18 protein-coding genes are annotated in these 14,392 nt (G+C 70.5%); all 18 read right to left on the bottom strand.

Going from position 1 to position 14,392, the window contains the following annotated elements:
- Positions 1-161: 161 nt before the first annotated feature.
- The 18 genes from ccsB to hemC all read right to left on the bottom strand — a co-directional run bounded on the left by ccsB (position 162) and on the right by hemC (position 14,369).
- Positions 162-1,130, bottom strand: coding sequence for a c-type cytochrome biogenesis protein CcsB (gene ccsB / locus AU195_RS05950; RefSeq protein WP_059158148.1), 969 nt, complete (start codon positions 1,128-1,130; stop codon positions 162-164).
- Positions 1,127-2,755, bottom strand: a complete 1,629-nt coding sequence (gene resB / locus AU195_RS05955) for a cytochrome c biogenesis protein ResB (protein ID WP_059158149.1) — start codon at positions 2,753-2,755, stop codon at positions 1,127-1,129. Before resB ends, ccsB begins: the two co-directional genes overlap by 4 nt.
- Positions 2,755-3,576, bottom strand: coding sequence for a cytochrome c biogenesis CcdA family protein (locus AU195_RS05960; RefSeq protein ID WP_059158150.1), 822 nt, complete (start codon positions 3,574-3,576; stop codon positions 2,755-2,757). The genes resB and AU195_RS05960 overlap by 1 nt, the downstream gene beginning before the upstream one ends.
- Complete coding sequence (locus AU195_RS05965; RefSeq protein WP_157531041.1) at positions 3,573-4,169, bottom strand: TlpA disulfide reductase family protein; 597 nt, start codon at positions 4,167-4,169, stop codon at positions 3,573-3,575. The genes AU195_RS05960 and AU195_RS05965 overlap by 4 nt, the downstream gene beginning before the upstream one ends.
- Before the next feature lie 11 nt (positions 4,170-4,180).
- The gene (locus AU195_RS05970) at positions 4,181-4,792 is read right to left on the bottom strand and encodes a histidine phosphatase family protein (RefSeq protein ID WP_059158152.1); all 612 of its coding nucleotides are present in this window, start codon (positions 4,790-4,792) and stop codon (positions 4,181-4,183) included.
- Positions 4,789-6,105, bottom strand: a complete 1,317-nt coding sequence (gene hemL / locus AU195_RS05975) for a glutamate-1-semialdehyde 2,1-aminomutase (RefSeq protein WP_059158153.1) — start codon at positions 6,103-6,105, stop codon at positions 4,789-4,791. Before hemL ends, AU195_RS05970 begins: the two co-directional genes overlap by 4 nt.
- A gap of 178 nt (positions 6,106-6,283) precedes the next feature.
- Positions 6,284-6,775 (bottom strand): pyridoxamine 5'-phosphate oxidase family protein, encoded by a 492-nt coding sequence (locus AU195_RS05980; protein ID WP_059158154.1) that lies wholly within the window; start codon positions 6,773-6,775, stop codon positions 6,284-6,286.
- 44 nt (positions 6,776-6,819) lie between these two features.
- A complete protein-coding gene (locus AU195_RS05985; RefSeq protein WP_059158155.1) occupies positions 6,820-7,158 on the bottom strand; it encodes a hypothetical protein in 339 nt (112 codons plus the stop codon).
- Between the two features lie 46 nt (positions 7,159-7,204).
- Positions 7,205-7,798, bottom strand: a complete 594-nt coding sequence (locus tag AU195_RS05990; RefSeq protein WP_059158156.1) for a TetR/AcrR family transcriptional regulator — start codon at positions 7,796-7,798, stop codon at positions 7,205-7,207.
- Entirely contained in the window at positions 7,782-8,642 is an 861-nt protein-coding gene (locus AU195_RS05995) for an oxygenase MpaB family protein (protein ID WP_059158157.1), read from the bottom strand. The genes AU195_RS05990 and AU195_RS05995 overlap by 17 nt, the downstream gene beginning before the upstream one ends.
- Before the next feature lie 53 nt (positions 8,643-8,695).
- Positions 8,696-9,154: a hypothetical protein gene (locus AU195_RS06000; protein ID WP_059158158.1), complete on the bottom strand. Its 459-nt coding sequence runs from the start codon at positions 9,152-9,154 to the stop codon at positions 8,696-8,698.
- A 20-nt stretch (positions 9,155-9,174) separates the two neighbouring features.
- Entirely contained in the window at positions 9,175-9,411 is a 237-nt protein-coding gene (locus AU195_RS06005; protein WP_059158159.1) for a hypothetical protein, read from the bottom strand.
- Positions 9,408-9,878 (bottom strand): transport-regulating membrane protein Mce1N, encoded by a 471-nt coding sequence (gene mce1N / locus AU195_RS06010; RefSeq protein WP_059158160.1) that lies wholly within the window; start codon positions 9,876-9,878, stop codon positions 9,408-9,410. The genes AU195_RS06005 and mce1N overlap by 4 nt, the downstream gene beginning before the upstream one ends.
- Positions 9,875-10,321, bottom strand: coding sequence for a hypothetical protein (locus AU195_RS06015; RefSeq protein WP_059158161.1), 447 nt, complete (start codon positions 10,319-10,321; stop codon positions 9,875-9,877). The genes mce1N and AU195_RS06015 overlap by 4 nt, the downstream gene beginning before the upstream one ends.
- Positions 10,322-10,342: 21 nt before the next feature.
- Complete coding sequence (locus AU195_RS06020; RefSeq protein ID WP_059158162.1) at positions 10,343-10,789, bottom strand: hypothetical protein; 447 nt, start codon at positions 10,787-10,789, stop codon at positions 10,343-10,345.
- The gene (hemB, locus tag AU195_RS06025) at positions 10,786-11,757 is read right to left on the bottom strand and encodes a porphobilinogen synthase (protein WP_059158163.1); all 972 of its coding nucleotides are present in this window, start codon (positions 11,755-11,757) and stop codon (positions 10,786-10,788) included. Before hemB ends, AU195_RS06020 begins: the two co-directional genes overlap by 4 nt.
- Positions 11,758-11,759: 2 nt before the next feature.
- Entirely contained in the window at positions 11,760-13,421 is a 1,662-nt protein-coding gene (locus AU195_RS06030; RefSeq protein ID WP_059158164.1) for a bifunctional uroporphyrinogen-III C-methyltransferase/uroporphyrinogen-III synthase, read from the bottom strand.
- Positions 13,422-13,445: 24 nt separating this feature from the next.
- Positions 13,446-14,369, bottom strand: a complete 924-nt coding sequence (gene hemC / locus AU195_RS06035; protein WP_172800487.1) for a hydroxymethylbilane synthase — start codon at positions 14,367-14,369, stop codon at positions 13,446-13,448.
- Positions 14,370-14,392 lie beyond the last annotated feature (23 nt).

Raw genomic sequence — 14,392 nt, forward strand, 5'->3', positions numbered from 1 at the left:
CTGGTGGATCGCGACCGCCTCGTCACCGGTGGTCAGGTCGACGGCCGGGATGCCGTTCGGCGGTGTGGGGGCAGACCACTCCGGCGGGGCCTGCGGCTCGTCGGCCGCCGGATCGCGGAACCGATGCTGAGCCCGGAAGCCGCCCGCCGAGTGGTCACCCATCAGCCGACTCCGGCGTAGGAGTGCAGGCCGACCGTGACGAGGTTGATGAAGAACAGGTTGAACACCATCGCGGTGAACCCGACCACGTTGATCCATGCGGCCTTGCGGTCCCGCCAGCCGGCGGTCGAGCGGGCGTGCAGATAGGCGGCGTAGACCACCCACGCGATGAACGACACCGTCTCCTTGGGGTCCCAGCCCCAGTAGCGGCCCCATGCCTCCTCGGCCCAGATGGCGCCGAAGATGACGCCGAACCCGAAGACCGGGAACGCGAAGATCGTCGTGCGGTACGCGATGCGGTCCAGCGTCTGCGCGTCGGGCAGCCGCTGCACGACCCGCGACACCAACCCGTCGTGGTCGGGCTGACCGAACCGCGACATCTTGACCAGGAACAGGATGCTCGCGACGCCGCCGACGAGGAACACCCCCGAGCCGAGGCTGACCACCGACACGTGGATGGGCAACCAGTAGGACTGCAGCGCAGGCATCACCGGGGCGGCGTGGGAATAGAGCCACCGGCCCGAGACGGTCAGCAGGATCAGCACCGGGACGAGCACGAACACCCACAGCGCGCGGTACTGCGGCTTGCGCAGCACCACCGCCGCGGCGACCAGACCACAGAACGCCGTCAGGTTGATGAACTCGTACATGTTGCCCCACGGCACCCGTGAGGTGGACAGCCCGCGCAGCACGATGCACGCGAGCAGCAGCGCGGTGCCCACGTAGACCAGCGCGATCCCCGAGGAGCCGATGCGCTCGCCGAGTGGGCGCCCGGGGACGTCGGCGACGATGCCCGGTCCGGCGCTGTCGGCGCCCACGGTGACCAGTTCCCGCTCGGCGACCTTGCGGCTGCGGCTGTAGGCCAGTTCGACAGCGAGCAGCAGCAGCGCCGCGACGAGGACCACCACCGATGAGGTGAACGCCCAGTCGGAGTACCGGGCCAGACCGAGGTCGATCTCGGGACTGTTCATGTGACTCTCTCTCCTGACACGGCGTGGGCTTGCGTGTCGGGGTGACCGGCATCGGGGTGGCCGGCCAGCAGCCGCACCGTCAACCGCTCGAACTCCTCGCCCCACCCGGAGTTGTCGGTGCGGGCCAGCCCGCCCAATTCGACGCCAACGGTACCCGGATGTGCCGGGGTGATCCGAATCCAGATCCGGCGGCGCCGCACGATCAACGACACCAGCAGCCCCGCCATCATGCTCATCGCGAACACCAGCACCCAGATCTGCGCCGGATCGTGCGAGACCTGCACGTTGACGAACGGCACGGCGCCGTCGAACCGGACGACGGTGCCGTCGTCGAGGCGGGTCTCACCCCCGACGTCGAGGTTCACCCGCGCCTCCCGAGTCAGCCGGCCCTGGCCGACCAGACGCTCGTCGAGCGAGAAGATGTTCTGCGGCCGGCCGGAGTCGAGCCCGGTGTCGCCGCGGTAGATGTCGATCGCCACGCCGGGGTCGCGCATCTCGGGGAAGCTCGATGACAGCAGGCTGCCGTGGAGCAGCTGCGTCGGCGCGAACAGGCCCTGGATCGCGATCTGGTTCTTGCGGCGTTCGTCGGCGTCGGGATAGGTGCCCGCAGGCGGGTCGAACCGCATCACCCCCGACGACAGGAACGTCGTCTGGTCGTCGGGCCGCCACTGCAGCTTCTGGGTGCGGGTCTGCCCGTCGGGGAACGTCACGGTGAACGTCGGCGCGTAGCCGTGGCCCTGCAGGTACACCCGGTCACCGCCGACGCGCAGCGGCTCGTTGACCTTCAGCTCGTAGGGCCGCCACGTCCCGGAGGTCAGATCGTCGCCGGCCTGGTAGGCGATGTCCGCCGAGAACCAGGTGGCCTGACCGTTGTCCAGGTAGTCGGCCTGGAAACCGTTGACCTTCAGGCAGATCGGGTACAGCGAGGTGCCGTCGACGGTGTTGCCCGCGCGGAACGAGTCGAACGCGGCGGGCGAGGCCGAACAGAAGCCGGGGCCGCCGTCGGCGATGACGATGACATTGCCCTCGTAGCCAAAGAGCTTGCCCGCGGCGATCGCGACGAGCAGGCCCAGCAGCGAGAAGTGGAAGACGATGTTGCCGAACTCGCGCAGGTAGCCCTTCTCGGCCGAGATCTCGATGCTCGATGTCGCCGCCGGGGCCGCTCCGGTCGTCTCGCCCTCGGTGCGGGTGACCTTCCGCCAGCCCCTGAGCTCGTCGCTCATCGTGGCCGCCACCTGCTGCGGGTCGCCGGCGACCTCGGCGGTGTGGTGTTTGGGCAGCCGGCCCAGGTTCCGCGGCGCCGGCACCGGAACCGCCCGCAGGCTCTTGGCGTGCTCGACCAGGCGCGGTGTCAGGCAGCCGACGAGCGAGATGAACAGCAGCACGTAGATCGCCGTGAACCAAAAACTGGAGAACACGTCGAAGGCCTGGAGGCGGTCCAGCCACGGGCCGAGCGTGGGGCGGTCGGCGATGTACTCGGCGACCTTCGCCTCGTTGAGGCTGCGCTGCGGCAGCAGGGCGCCCGGGATGGCGGCGAGCGCCAGCAGGAACAGCAGCACCAGCGCGGTGCCCATCGACGTCAGGGTCCGCCAGGTGTTGCGCGCGTAGGCGAGCAGCCGCCGCATCAGATCGGCAGCCTGACGTCGCTGACGAACGCATCCCGCACCCACGACACGAAGTCGTTCCACAAGCCGGTGACCAGGGCGGTGCCGACGATCAGTAGCAGCACGCCCCCGAAAACCTGGATGGTCCGGGTGTGCCGGCGCAGCCAGCCCAGACCCTGCATCGCGCGCGCGGATCCGAACGCCAGCAGGACGAACGGGATCCCGAGGCCGAGGCAGTAGGCGATGACCAGCGCGACACCGCGGGCCACGCTCGCCCCGTCGGTCGCCGACGCGACCGTGATGACCCCGGTCAGCGTCGGCCCGAGGCACGGCGTCCAGCCCAGCGCGAACACCGCGCCCAGCAGCGGCGCACCGGCGACGGTGGACAGTTGCCGCGGGGTGAACCGGGCCTGCCGTTGCAGCGCGGGGATCAGCCCGACGAACACCAGACCCATGATGATCGTGACGACGCCGCCGATGCGTTGCAGGAGGAGCTGATTGGTGATCAGCGTCGTCGTCATGCCGAGCACCGCGACGGTGCCCAGCAGAAACACCGCGGTGAAGCCGGCGACGAACAGCGCGGCGGCACCGGCAACGCGCAGCCGTCCGGTCCGGACCGCCGAGATCGACGAAATGGCGGCCCCGTCTCGCACTTTGGCGCCCGTTTGTTCGTTTGGGCGAACCTCGCCGTCGACGCCCACCACGGCTGCCAGATACGACAGGTAGCCGGGCACCAGCGGCACCACGCACGGCGACGCGAACGACACCAGACCGGCCAGCACGCAGACGCCGAGCGCCAGCGCCACCGGCCCGGCGGCGGCGATCTCGGCGAACCCGGTCACGGCTGTCGCCCCTGTCCCGGTGCGGCCTCGGCGGCCAACCTCTCGACGACCGGCTGCAGATCCTCGGCCAGCAGTTCCCGCAGGAACACCGCGGCCACCCGATGCTCACGGTCGAGCACGACGGTCGACGGGATGACCGTGGTCGGGTACTTCCCGCCGAACGCGATCATCGTGCGCATCGGCGGGTCGTAGATCGACGGGAACGTGATCCCGCGGTCGCGGACGAAGTCGACGGCGGCATCCCGGTTGTTGTCACGCACGTCGATGCCCAGGAACGCGACGCCCTTCGCGCGGGTGGCGTCGTACACCTGCTGCAGTTCGCCGATCTCGGTGCGGCACGGCGCACACCACTGACCCCAGACGTTGATCACGACGACCTTGCCCGCGAAGTCGTCGAGCGACAGCGTCGTGGCCGGGTCTAGCAGATCCGGACCCGACAGCGGACCGGGTCTGCCGCGGTCGGCCGGCGGGTCGTAGAAGATGTCGGTCTTGCCGCCGGGCGCCACGAACTCGAAGGTGCCGCCCTGCGCGACGGCGTCGTCACCGGTGGAGCAGCCGGCCAGCGCGACCACCGCCACGCTCGCCAGCACCATCCACCACCGCCTCACTGCCCGGACAACTCCGCGTAACCCCACCCGACGTAGGCGTCGCCGTGGAAGTAGAACGAGGTGACCGAGGCGAGGTTGCACAGCCGCCGGGTCGGGAAGTGGTGCAGCGGTGCGCCGGTCATCGCGCGGCGCAGCGTCTCCACCGGCAGCTGGTGGCTGACGCACACCGCCTCGTGGCCGGCGGCCTTCTCGCGCGCCCGGTGCACCGCCGCGGTCATCCTCGCGGCGATGTCGCGGTACGGCTCACCCCACGACGGGGTGCGCGGGTTGCGCAGGTGACGCCAGTTGATCGGGTTGCGCAGGGCGCCGTCGCCCGGCGAGACCCGTTTCCCCTGGAAGACATTGAGCGATTCGATCAGCTCGTCGTCGGTGTCGATGGACAGCCCGTGCGCCGCGGCGATCGGCCCGGCGGTCTCCTGGGCGCGTTCCAGCGGGGAGGCCACCACGTAGACGACGTCGCGGGCGGCCAGCCACGCGGCGACCGCCTCGGCCTGGGCGCGGCCGCGTTCGGACAGGTGGTAGTCCGGCAGCCGGCCGTAGAGGATCCCCTCCGGGTTGTGGACCTCGCCATGCCGCATCACGTGCACGACTGTCTTGTCGGTGCTCATGCCGGCCTCGTCGCTTCCGCTGCGGCCCGGGCCGCACCCGGCAGGGCGGCGGCGATGCGGTCGAACGCCTCCTCGTCGAGGGCCGCCGAGACGAACCACGCCTCGAACGCGCTGGGCGGCGGATAGACGCCGGCGTCGAGCAGGGCGTGGAAGAACGGCGGGAACCGCCAGGTCTCGCTGGCGCGGGCGGTGGCGAAGTCGGTGACCGATTCGGCGGTGAAGAACACCGACAACATGTTGCCGCCCCGCTGGACGCGGTGGGTGACGCCGGCGTCGGTGAGCGCCTTCGTGAGCAGCCCGGCCAACCGGTCCGCGTTGGCGTCGAGCGCGGCGTACACCGCGTCGTCGGCGGTGCGCAGCGTCGCCAGCCCGGCGGCCATCGCGACCGGGTTCCCCGACAGCGTCCCGGCCTGGTACACCGGCCCGAGCGGTGCGAGCCGTTCCATCACCTCGGCGCGGCCGCCGAACGCCGCGGCAGGCAGGCCGCCGCTCATCACCTTGCCGAACGTGAACAGGTCGCCGTCGACCGGATCGACGCCGTACCAACCCGACCGGCTGACCCGGAAACCGGTCATGACCTCGTCGAGGATCAGCAGGGCGCCGTGGTCGGCGGTGATGCGGCGCAACGCCGCGTTGAAGCCGGGTTCCGGCGGGACCGCGCCCATGTTGCCCGGGCTGGCCTCGGTGATGACGGCGGCGATCTGGTCGCCGGCGTCCGCGAAGACCTCTTCGACCGCGTCGATGCTGTTGTAGGGCAGCACGATGGTGTCGGCGGTGGCGGCGCCCGTCACGCCGGGCGACGACGGCAGCCCCAGCGTGGCGACGCCCGATCCGGCGTCGGCGAGCAGCGCGTCGCTGTGGCCGTGGTAGCAGCCGGAGAACTTGACGATCTTGGGACGGCCGGTGAACCCGCGGGCCAGCCGGATCGCACTCATCGTGGCCTCGGTGCCGGAGTTGACCATCCGCAGCCGCTCGACGGGCGCGACGCGCTCGATGATCTCGCAGGCGAGTTCGGTCTCCGAGGGCGTGGGGGCGCCGAAGGACAGGCCGTCGGCCGCGACGCGCTGCACCGCCTCCACGACCGCCGGGTGCGCGTGGCCGAGGATCATCGGACCCCAGGAGCAGACCAGGTCGACGTAGCGGTTGCCGTCGGCGTCGGTCAGCCAGTAGCCGTTGGCCGAGGTGATGAACCGCGGTGTTCCGCCGACGGCGTTGAACGCCCGGACCGGGGAGTTGACCCCGCCGGGGATGACAGCGCACGCATCGGCGAACAGCCGCGCCGACTTCTCGGTCGCGGTGTGGTCAGCACCCATGACCACCAGTGTCCCAGCCGCGCCGAACGCGTCAACTACAGGGTGTAGTGGGACCCGTCATACCGAGTTCGGACCACGCTTCGGCGTAAGCGCGAACACCGGATGGTCGGCGTCGCGCGGGAGGCGGCGAAAGTATCCGTCGACACTCCATTGATGAAAGTGTGGGTCCGCGGACCGGTCACGGCAACCGGCCCCGCCAATGGAGCACCTCGCCGACGCCCTGGGTCATCACGGCGCCCGGCATCACCCGCAGCCGGTACGGCGTCAGCCTGAGCGCGGCGAATTCGTGGGACGTGGGGCCACCGCTCCACTGCGGGATGACGTACGGGTCGTATCCGACCGGGGCGGGGCCGTTGGCGAACTTGTCCCACACGGCCGTGCGGGTCTCGTCGTCGGTGTACCACTCGACCAGGCAGTCCGCGCTGCACGTGTCCTGGCTGGGCGCCCAGTAGTTGAGCGAGACGTACGGGTTCGCCTGCAGGTGAGCACGTTTGACAGGGCTGGGCACGGTGGCGATCCACCCGAAGAGGTCGGCGCCGTCCCACTCCCAGATGGGGTGCAGGACGCGGGAGCGGGGGCGGCCGTTGGCGTCGACGGTGGCGACCGAGGCCCACACGATCGCGTGCGCCATCTCGACGAAAGCCGGTGCGGTGGTGTCCAGGGTGCTCACAGAATCACCCTAGGTGGCCAGCGCCGCCGGCCGGCGAGTGCCGGTCAGCCGGACTCGGAGCCCGCCTGGGCGGTCTCTGCGTCCTTGTCGTCCGCTCGACCCTCGTCCGTGGTGTCCTCTCCACCCTCGTCCTTGCCGAACTTCGGCTCGCCGTTCTCGTCGACCCAGTCGTTGACGGCGGTGCCTGCGACCGTTCCGCCGGTGCCCGGCATCACGATGGTGGGCCGCTCCTCCTCGTACTCCTTGCGCATCTCCTTGGCCACTTCGCGGTGCTCGTCGGTGATCTCGGGCTTTTCGGTGATCTTCGCGTCGGGGTCGTCGGCCACCTTCTGGGAAGCGTTGGCCTCGGCTCCGGTCTGTTCTTCCTTGTCGTCGTCGCTCATGCGAATACGACTGCCCGAAACTGTGACCGGCGAAACAGAACCAGGGTTACGCGTGCACGGCTCTCAGTGCCGCGGGCAGGCTCGGCAGAAAATGCTGGGTGGCGAACGCGCGGAGTTCGTCGGCGGTGTCGAGGGGTTGCATGCTGGGCAGCAACAGCACCATGGCGGCGTAGCGCAGGATGACGTCGGCCAGTTCGTTGACCGCCCGCGGACCGATCCGCTCCGCGAACCCGGCCGGGAAGATCACCCGCAGCGCCTCGGCCATCCGCTCGACGGCCGCCGCCCAGTGCTGGTGCGCCAAGGCGAGCACGAACCCGGGATCCTCGGCGAGCATGCCGTTGAGGATCCGGTGGCCGCGGAACGTGAGGATCGACAGCGTGAACGCCTCGACGTAGTAGTTCGCCTGCGGCCCCGCCTTCTTGAGCTCGAGGGCGATGTCGGCGAACAGCGCGACGTTCTCCCGCTCCACCACCGCGGCCACCAGTTCGTCGCGGTTGGCGAAGCGCCGGTAGATGGTGGTACGGCTGACGCCCGCGCGCCGCGCGACGTCGTCGAGGGCGACCCGGCGGAAACCGTGCCGTTCGAACTCGACGACCGCGGCGTCGAGGATCGCTTCGGTGGCGCTATCCAGCGTGCGCATAGCCGCGCTGCGCGTACTTGTTGTAGCGGACGCTCATCGGCAGCCGGTCCCACACCCAGTTCACCGGTCGCGATCGCCAGAATGCGGCGAAGCGCTGGTAGCGCCGTTCCTGACGTTCGCTCCACGGCAGGCCGAGCAGGCGCCGGGCCTGGGGCGGCAGGCCGCCGGTGGTGAGGAACGCCGCGAGCGGATCGAAGCCGAAAGACAGCACCCGCCACACCAGGGGATGCACACCCTTCGGGCACGGGAAGCCCTTGGTCACGTAGCCCACGCCGTACTTCGCGGTCTGGTGGGCGACGACGGTCTCGTCGAGCATGCGCTCCCAGTACTGCTCGAATTCGGAGTAGGTCGCGGGCATCGGCCGATCGCTGACGCCGTAGCGGCGGTACCAGGTCTTCGACTCCAGGTAGATCTGTTCCTTCTCCGCGCGCGTCAGCCGCTTGACGAAGGTGTCGGCGAAGTACAGCACCTGCTCGACGAACGTCGCGTGCGCCCAGAAGTAGGTCTCCGGATCGAGCGCGTGGTAGCGCGAGCCGTCGGGCATCTCGCCCTTGATGTCGTGGTGGAAGTCGCGGACGTTGAAGCCCTCGTTCTTGTCGTCGGAGCCGTAGACCGTCATGAAGATCGGCGGCAGCGATCGTTTGACGCGTGCGGCGGTGTCGGAGAAGAACACCGAGTGGTCCAGGACGCCCTGTCCGAGTTCGGCGAGCATGTTCTGCAGCACTGCGGGCCGCGGCCCGATCAGGTACATCCGGTTGTCGCCGAAGTACCGCCAGACCAGGGACTGCGGCCCCAGGGGCAACGCGTCGTCGACGTCGGTGTTGTTCTGCGCCAGTTCCGTCATGAGACACAGTGTTACAGATCTTGAACTTTGTACCAACAGGTCAGTGACCAGGCTCACGCAAGCATTCGCGTCATCACCAGACGAGCGACCACGTAACCGAGCACCCCGCAGTACGCGGCCTTCACCGCCATCAGCACGGGCAGGGACAGTGCGCTCACGCCCGCGACGGACAGCAGCCACGATCCTGCGATCGCGACCACCGCGGCGGCGCTGCCCAGCACGAGGCCCGCCGACCAGCCCCGGTGAGGCAGGCGCCGCAGCCACCGCGCGCGAGGCGTGCGGTCGGCGCTCAGGCGGCGGGCGCCGCGGGCGCTGAACACTCCGACCAGGGTCGACAGGATCAGCGTCGTGATGACGAAGTTGATCACCAGGCCGTCGACGCCCCACACGGGCTGCGGCGGCTCGTGGCGGAATGTGAGGAAGTCGATCGCGGGATTGACCAGCAGGTTGATGAGCCCGGCCGCCGTGGCCTGGACGTGGATCTGCCGGCTCAGCGGCGAGCGATCGTGCAACTGGCGAACCCCGCGTCCGGTCAGCGCCGCCGCAGCCGCGCCACACCCACGACGATCAGCACACCCGCGACCGTCGCCAGCAGCAGCGCCAGCACCAGCAGCGGCGCCGAGTACACCGTCACGACCGTCTCGGGTTCGCCGGGCACGACCGGCGCCGCCGTCGCCGGCCGGCTCGCCGCCGCCCAGCTCGCGATGCACCCGAGCACCGCGGCCGCGCCCGACACCACCTCGAGCAGCGCACGCGTCCGTGCGCTCACGGCACCCGTTCCTCGACGAGCCTGGTGAGCTCTTCGCGCAGGGTCGCATGCCGCCGCGCCCACGCCTGCGCCGTGCGGCCGCCGGACAGCTTGAGTCCGATTCCGGTGCGCCCGCGCGGGACACCCGTCAGCTCGCCGAGCGCCCGGGCCGACTGCCACTTCTGCATCTCGGAGCCGGACGGGGGCGGGAACACGGTGACGATCTCGGACACCTTGGTGATCTCGGCGCCCTGGCGCAGGGTCTCGGGGGTCAACTCGACGGAGGTGTGGATGCGCGCGGCCTTCACCTGGATGGCCAGAAAGCCCGACACCAGCACCAGGAACAGTCCCGGCACCAACGGCTGCAACCCGTACCCGGCGGAGATCTGGATCGCCAGCATCGCGCCGCCCGCCGCGGGGCCGGCGAGCAGCCACGCCCAGCTGGCGCCCGGCTCGTAGAACAGCCGCTCGGTCGACGGGCCGGTCATCGGGCCTCGGCCTGCTCGTACCAGCCGGTGGCGCTGCGCCGCGTCAACATCACGGTTCCGACCGTGATCGGCACCAGCGCCAACAGCGTCACGAGGTTCGCCACCCCGGCGCCCGCGGCCAGCATGACGAGCACGACGGCGATCGCGAGCGCCAGCGCGACCGCCGCTCGACGGAACCGCGGATCGCCGCGCCGGGCCCGGCCCGCGACGAACGCCAGGGCCGCGCCGGCCAACACCGATCCGACGCCGACACCGCGCTGGACGGCCAGGAAGCTGCGCAACGACTCGTTGCTGACGTCGGGGTCGATCGCCGATCGCGCGGTCTCGAAGGTGACGGTCGCGGCGAGCAGACCGCCGACGATGAGCAGGACGGCCCCGCCGACCAGTGCCCAGAACGCGATGTCGACGACGCGCGGCCGCGACGGTGTTGGCGAAGCGGTCATGGTCGGGTCAGCCTAGCGTGGTCACCGCGTGAAGAAGGCGTTGGCGTCTTTGCGGTGCAACAGGAAGATGCCGCCGGCGATGAGGACCGAACCGATGATCGCGGTGACGGCGTACCCGAACGCCGCGACCGGCGACTCCCGCTCGACGGTGAACAGGTTCGTGACGGTGTAGGCCACGGAGCCGAACCCGCCCGCGGTCAGCAGGGTGCGGGTCCAGCGGTAGCCCTGTCGCAGCAGGATGAGGAACGTCAGCACGATCGCCGAGACCGCGACGACGATCATCACCGCCATGCCCTTGATGAACGGTGACGCGCCCGCGACGGGCGCCAGCAGGTTGTCGATCAGGTACCCGATCACCAGCAGCGGCAGCGCGGCCGCCCACAGCCAGAACCCGGTGTCCACGTCGGGCGGCCGGATGGGCGGTTGACCGGCGGGAGGCCCGGCCGGGTGGGTCGAGTGTTCGGTCATGCCAGCCAGCCGGCCGCGTCGGCCGCCCAGTAGGTCAGCACGATGTCCGCCCCCGCGCGGCGGATGCCGACCAGCGCCTCCAGCGCCGAGGCCCGCAGATCGATCCAGCCGTTGGCGGCGGCGGCGCTGATCATCGCGTACTCACCGGAGATCTGGTAGGCGGCCACCGGCACCGGCGAGATGTCGGCGCACGCGCGCACCACGTCGAGGTAGGACATGGCCGGTTTCACCATCACGATGTCGGCGCCCTCGGCCAGGTCGAGTTCGATCTCGCGCACCGCTTCGCGGGCGTTGCCGCTGTCCTGCTGATAGGTCCGCCGGTCGCCCTGCAGGCTGGAGCCGACGGCTTCGCGGAACGGGCCGTAGAACGCGGAGGCGAACTTCGCCGCGTACGCCAGGATCGCCACATCGGCGAACCCGGCGGCGTCCAGCCCGTCGCGGATCGCGGCCACCTGGCCGTCCATCATGCCGCTGGGGCTCACCACGTGGGCACCCGACTGCGCTTGCGCCACAGCCAGTTTCACGTACTGCTGATTGGTGGCGTCGTTATCGACCCGGCCCCGGTCGTCCAGCACGCCACAGTGCCCGTGATCGGTGAACTCGTCGAGGCAGGTGTCGGCCATGATCACCGTGTCGTCGCCGAGATCCTTGGCCAGGTCCCGCAGCGCGACGTTGAGGATGCCCTCGGGGTCGATGCCCGTCGACCCGCGCGGATCCTTGTCCTCGTCGCGGGGCACCCCGAACAGCATCAGCCCGCCCACTCCGGCGGCCACCGCATCGGCCGCGGCACGGCGCAGCGAATCGCGGGTGTGCTGCACCACGCCCGGCATCGACGAGATGGGCCGCGGTTCGTCGAGGCCGTCCGCGACGAACATCGGCAACACCAGATGCCGCGGCTCCAAGGAGGTCTCGGCCACCAACCGGCGCATGGCCGGCGTCGAACGCAACCTGCGCGGACGCTGACGCATGATCAGCGGCGGCGGCTCTTCTTGCGCGGCGGCGGCAGCGCACCCTCGGCACGCAGCCGGGCGGCGTGCTCGGCGAGCGCCTCCACCAGCGGACCGACGGCGGCCACCTCGGGCTGCACGTCGACGCGCAGGCCGAACTCGGCCGCCGTCTCCGCGGTCTTGGGCCCGATGCAGGCGACGATCGTGCGGGCGTGCGGCTTACCCGCGATACCGACCAGGTTGCGCACCGTCGAGCTCGAGGTGAAGCAGACCGCGTCGAAACCGCCGGTCTTGATCATCTCCCGGGTCGAGGCCGGCGGCGGCGCGGCACGCACCGTCCGGTAGGCGGTGACGTCCTCGATCTCCCAGCCGCGTTCGCGCAGCCCCTCGGCCAGCGTCTCGGTGGCGATGTCGGCCCGCGGCAGCAGCACCCGGTTCACCGGATCGAAGATGTCGTCGTACGGGGGGAACTCGTCGAGCAGACCCAGGGAGGACTGCTCCCCCGTCGGGACCAGCTCGGGGTTGATCCCGAAGGCGCGCACGCGCTCGGCCGTGGCCTGACCCACGCAGGCGATCTTCACACCGGAGAACGCGCGGGCGTCGAGCCCGAACTCGTTGAACTTCTCCCACACCGCGCGCACCGCGTTGGTGGAGGTGAACACGACCCACTGGAATCGTCCGTCGACCAGACCCTTGACCGCGCGCTCCATCTGCGCGGGGCTGCGCGGCGGTTCGACGGCGATGGTGGGCACCTCGATCGGCAGCGCGCCGTGGCCGACGAGCTTGTCGCTCATCTCGCCCGCCTGGTCCTTGGTCCGCGGCACCAGCACGGTCCAGCCGTACAGCGCGCGGCTCTCCCACCAGTTGAGCTTCGCGCGGTTGGCGACGGTCCGGCCGAGCGTCACGACCAGCGGTCCGGCCAGCGGCGCGGCGGGCGCACCGGTGGCGTCGGGTGCGGTCAGCACGTTCTTGTCGATCAGGCCGGACAGCGTCGACTCCACGGACCGCTGCTGGCAGGTGGTGCCGTTGGCGGTGACGACCGCAGGGGTGGTCTCGGCCAGGCCGTACTCGATCAGCGTGCGCGCGGCGTCGGGCAGATGCGAGGCGGTCGCGTGCAGGATCAGCGGACCCGGGGCCGCCGCGATCGCCGCCCAGTCCACGTCACCGCGCACGTCGGCGACGGTGTGGGTGGAGCCTAGCGGCAGACCGGCGTAGGTCGGCACCGCCGTGGTGTCGGGCAGCCCGGGCACGATCTCGAAGTTGGCGTGGCTCTTCGCCAGCGCGTTCACCTCGGCGATGACGGCGTCGACCGACAGCGGGTCTCCGGCCACCAGCCGGACCACGTCCACGCCGTGCTTGGCCTCGCCGGCCAGGGTCTTGGCCACCTCGGCCGGGTCGCCCAGCGCGGGCCGGATGTCCGGGCCGCCGGGGATCGTCGAACCCGCCTGCTCGTCGGCGCCGTCGGCCGCCTCGGCCGGTTCAGGGCCCGACGGCGGCGGCAGGTGCGCGCCCACCAGGGACAGCACCGCCTCCGGAACGTCGGGGTCGGTGAAGACCAGCGCGGCATTGACGAGCACACTGTGGGCCCGTGTGGTCAGCAGGCCGGGGTCGCCCGGGCCCGAGCCCACGAAGGTGATGCGGCCGGGCTTCATCTTGCGCCCACGCCCGCTCTCCTGCCGAGTCATCTGTCGCTCACTCCGCTCTACAGCTCAGTGGTGATCCGCAATGAGCTCTCGCGCACCCAGTTCGAACAGTTCCGCGGCCACCGAGACCCCGAGGTCTGCGGCCCGGCCGGGAGTTCCGATGCCAGACGCACGGATCACGTCGGATCCGTCCAGCGCCGCCACGCAACCGCGAAGCGACACCTCTTCGAAGACGCGGCCGTCCTCATCGATAGACTCGACCACCTCGGCGATCGCGCCCACCGGTGCGGAGCAACCCGCCTCCAGTTCGGCGAGCAGGACCCGTTCAGCGGTGACTGCCGCGCGCGTGTCGGCGTCGTCCAACTCCGCCAGTAGCGCGATCAGTCCGGTGTCCCCTGCGCGGCACTCGACCGCGAGGGCACCCTGAGCCGGCGCTGGCAACATCTGCACCGGCTCGAGAGTCTCGGTGACATCGCCCAGCCGTCCGATGCGGGCCAGACCCGCCCGGGCGACCACGATGCCGTCGAGCTCACCGTTGCCGACCCTGTTCAACCTGGTATCTAGGTTGCCTCTTAGGGGGCGGATTTCCAAACCGAGACCCAGTGCTCTAAGCTGCGCGGCCCGTCGCGGGCTCGAGGTGCCGACCGTGGAGCCGGCGGGCAACTCCCCCAGCACCAGTCCGTCGCGGGCCACCAGGGCGTCGCGCGGGTCCTCACGGCGGGGGATCGCCGGGATGGTGAACCGCTCGTCGGACGCCGTCGGCAAATCCTTGTACGAGTGCACGGCGGCGTCGACCCGGCCGTCGGCGATCGCCTCGCGCAAAGCGGCGGTGAAGACCCCGACGCCGATGTCGGCGATGGGCCCCTGGTTGCGGTCACCCTCGGTGGAGATGAAGACCAGTTCGGCGGGGTGCCCTTTGGCGACGAGCGCGTCGCGGATGGTGCCTGCCTGCGTCCTCGCGAGCAGGCTGGCCCGGGTGCCGATCCGGATAGGCGTGTCGGCGTTGCTCAACC

The sequence above is a fragment of the Mycobacterium sp. IS-1496 genome, assembly GCF_001499995.1.
GTDB lineage: Bacteria > Actinomycetota > Actinomycetes > Mycobacteriales > Mycobacteriaceae > Mycobacterium.

Coding starts and splice junctions, on each gene's coding strand:
- AU195_RS06020 (WP_059158162.1), bottom strand. CDS start 10,789: ATGACCGAACACTCGACCCACCCGGCCGGGCCTCCCGCCGGTCAACCG.
- AU195_RS05970 (WP_059158152.1), bottom strand. CDS start 4,792: ATGAGCACCGACAAGACAGTCGTGCACGTGATGCGGCATGGCGAGGTC.
- resB (WP_059158149.1), bottom strand. CDS start 2,755: ATGCGGCGGCTGCTCGCCTACGCGCGCAACACCTGGCGGACCCTGACG.
- AU195_RS05995 (WP_059158157.1), bottom strand. CDS start 8,642: ATGACGGAACTGGCGCAGAACAACACCGACGTCGACGACGCGTTGCCC.
- AU195_RS05985 (WP_059158155.1), bottom strand. CDS start 7,158: ATGAGCGACGACGACAAGGAAGAACAGACCGGAGCCGAGGCCAACGCT.
- ccsB (WP_059158148.1), bottom strand. CDS start 1,130: ATGAACAGTCCCGAGATCGACCTCGGTCTGGCCCGGTACTCCGACTGG.
- hemB (WP_059158163.1), bottom strand. CDS start 11,757: ATGCGTCAGCGTCCGCGCAGGTTGCGTTCGACGCCGGCCATGCGCCGG.
- AU195_RS05990 (WP_059158156.1), bottom strand. CDS start 7,798: ATGCGCACGCTGGATAGCGCCACCGAAGCGATCCTCGACGCCGCGGTC.
- hemL (WP_059158153.1), bottom strand. CDS start 6,105: ATGGGTGCTGACCACACCGCGACCGAGAAGTCGGCGCGGCTGTTCGCC.
- AU195_RS06030 (WP_059158164.1), bottom strand. CDS start 13,421: ATGACTCGGCAGGAGAGCGGGCGTGGGCGCAAGATGAAGCCCGGCCGC.
- AU195_RS05965 (WP_157531041.1), bottom strand. CDS start 4,169: ATGGTGCTGGCGAGCGTGGCGGTGGTCGCGCTGGCCGGCTGCTCCACC.
- AU195_RS06015 (WP_059158161.1), bottom strand. CDS start 10,321: ATGACCGCTTCGCCAACACCGTCGCGGCCGCGCGTCGTCGACATCGCG.
- mce1N (WP_059158160.1), bottom strand. CDS start 9,878: ATGACCGGCCCGTCGACCGAGCGGCTGTTCTACGAGCCGGGCGCCAGC.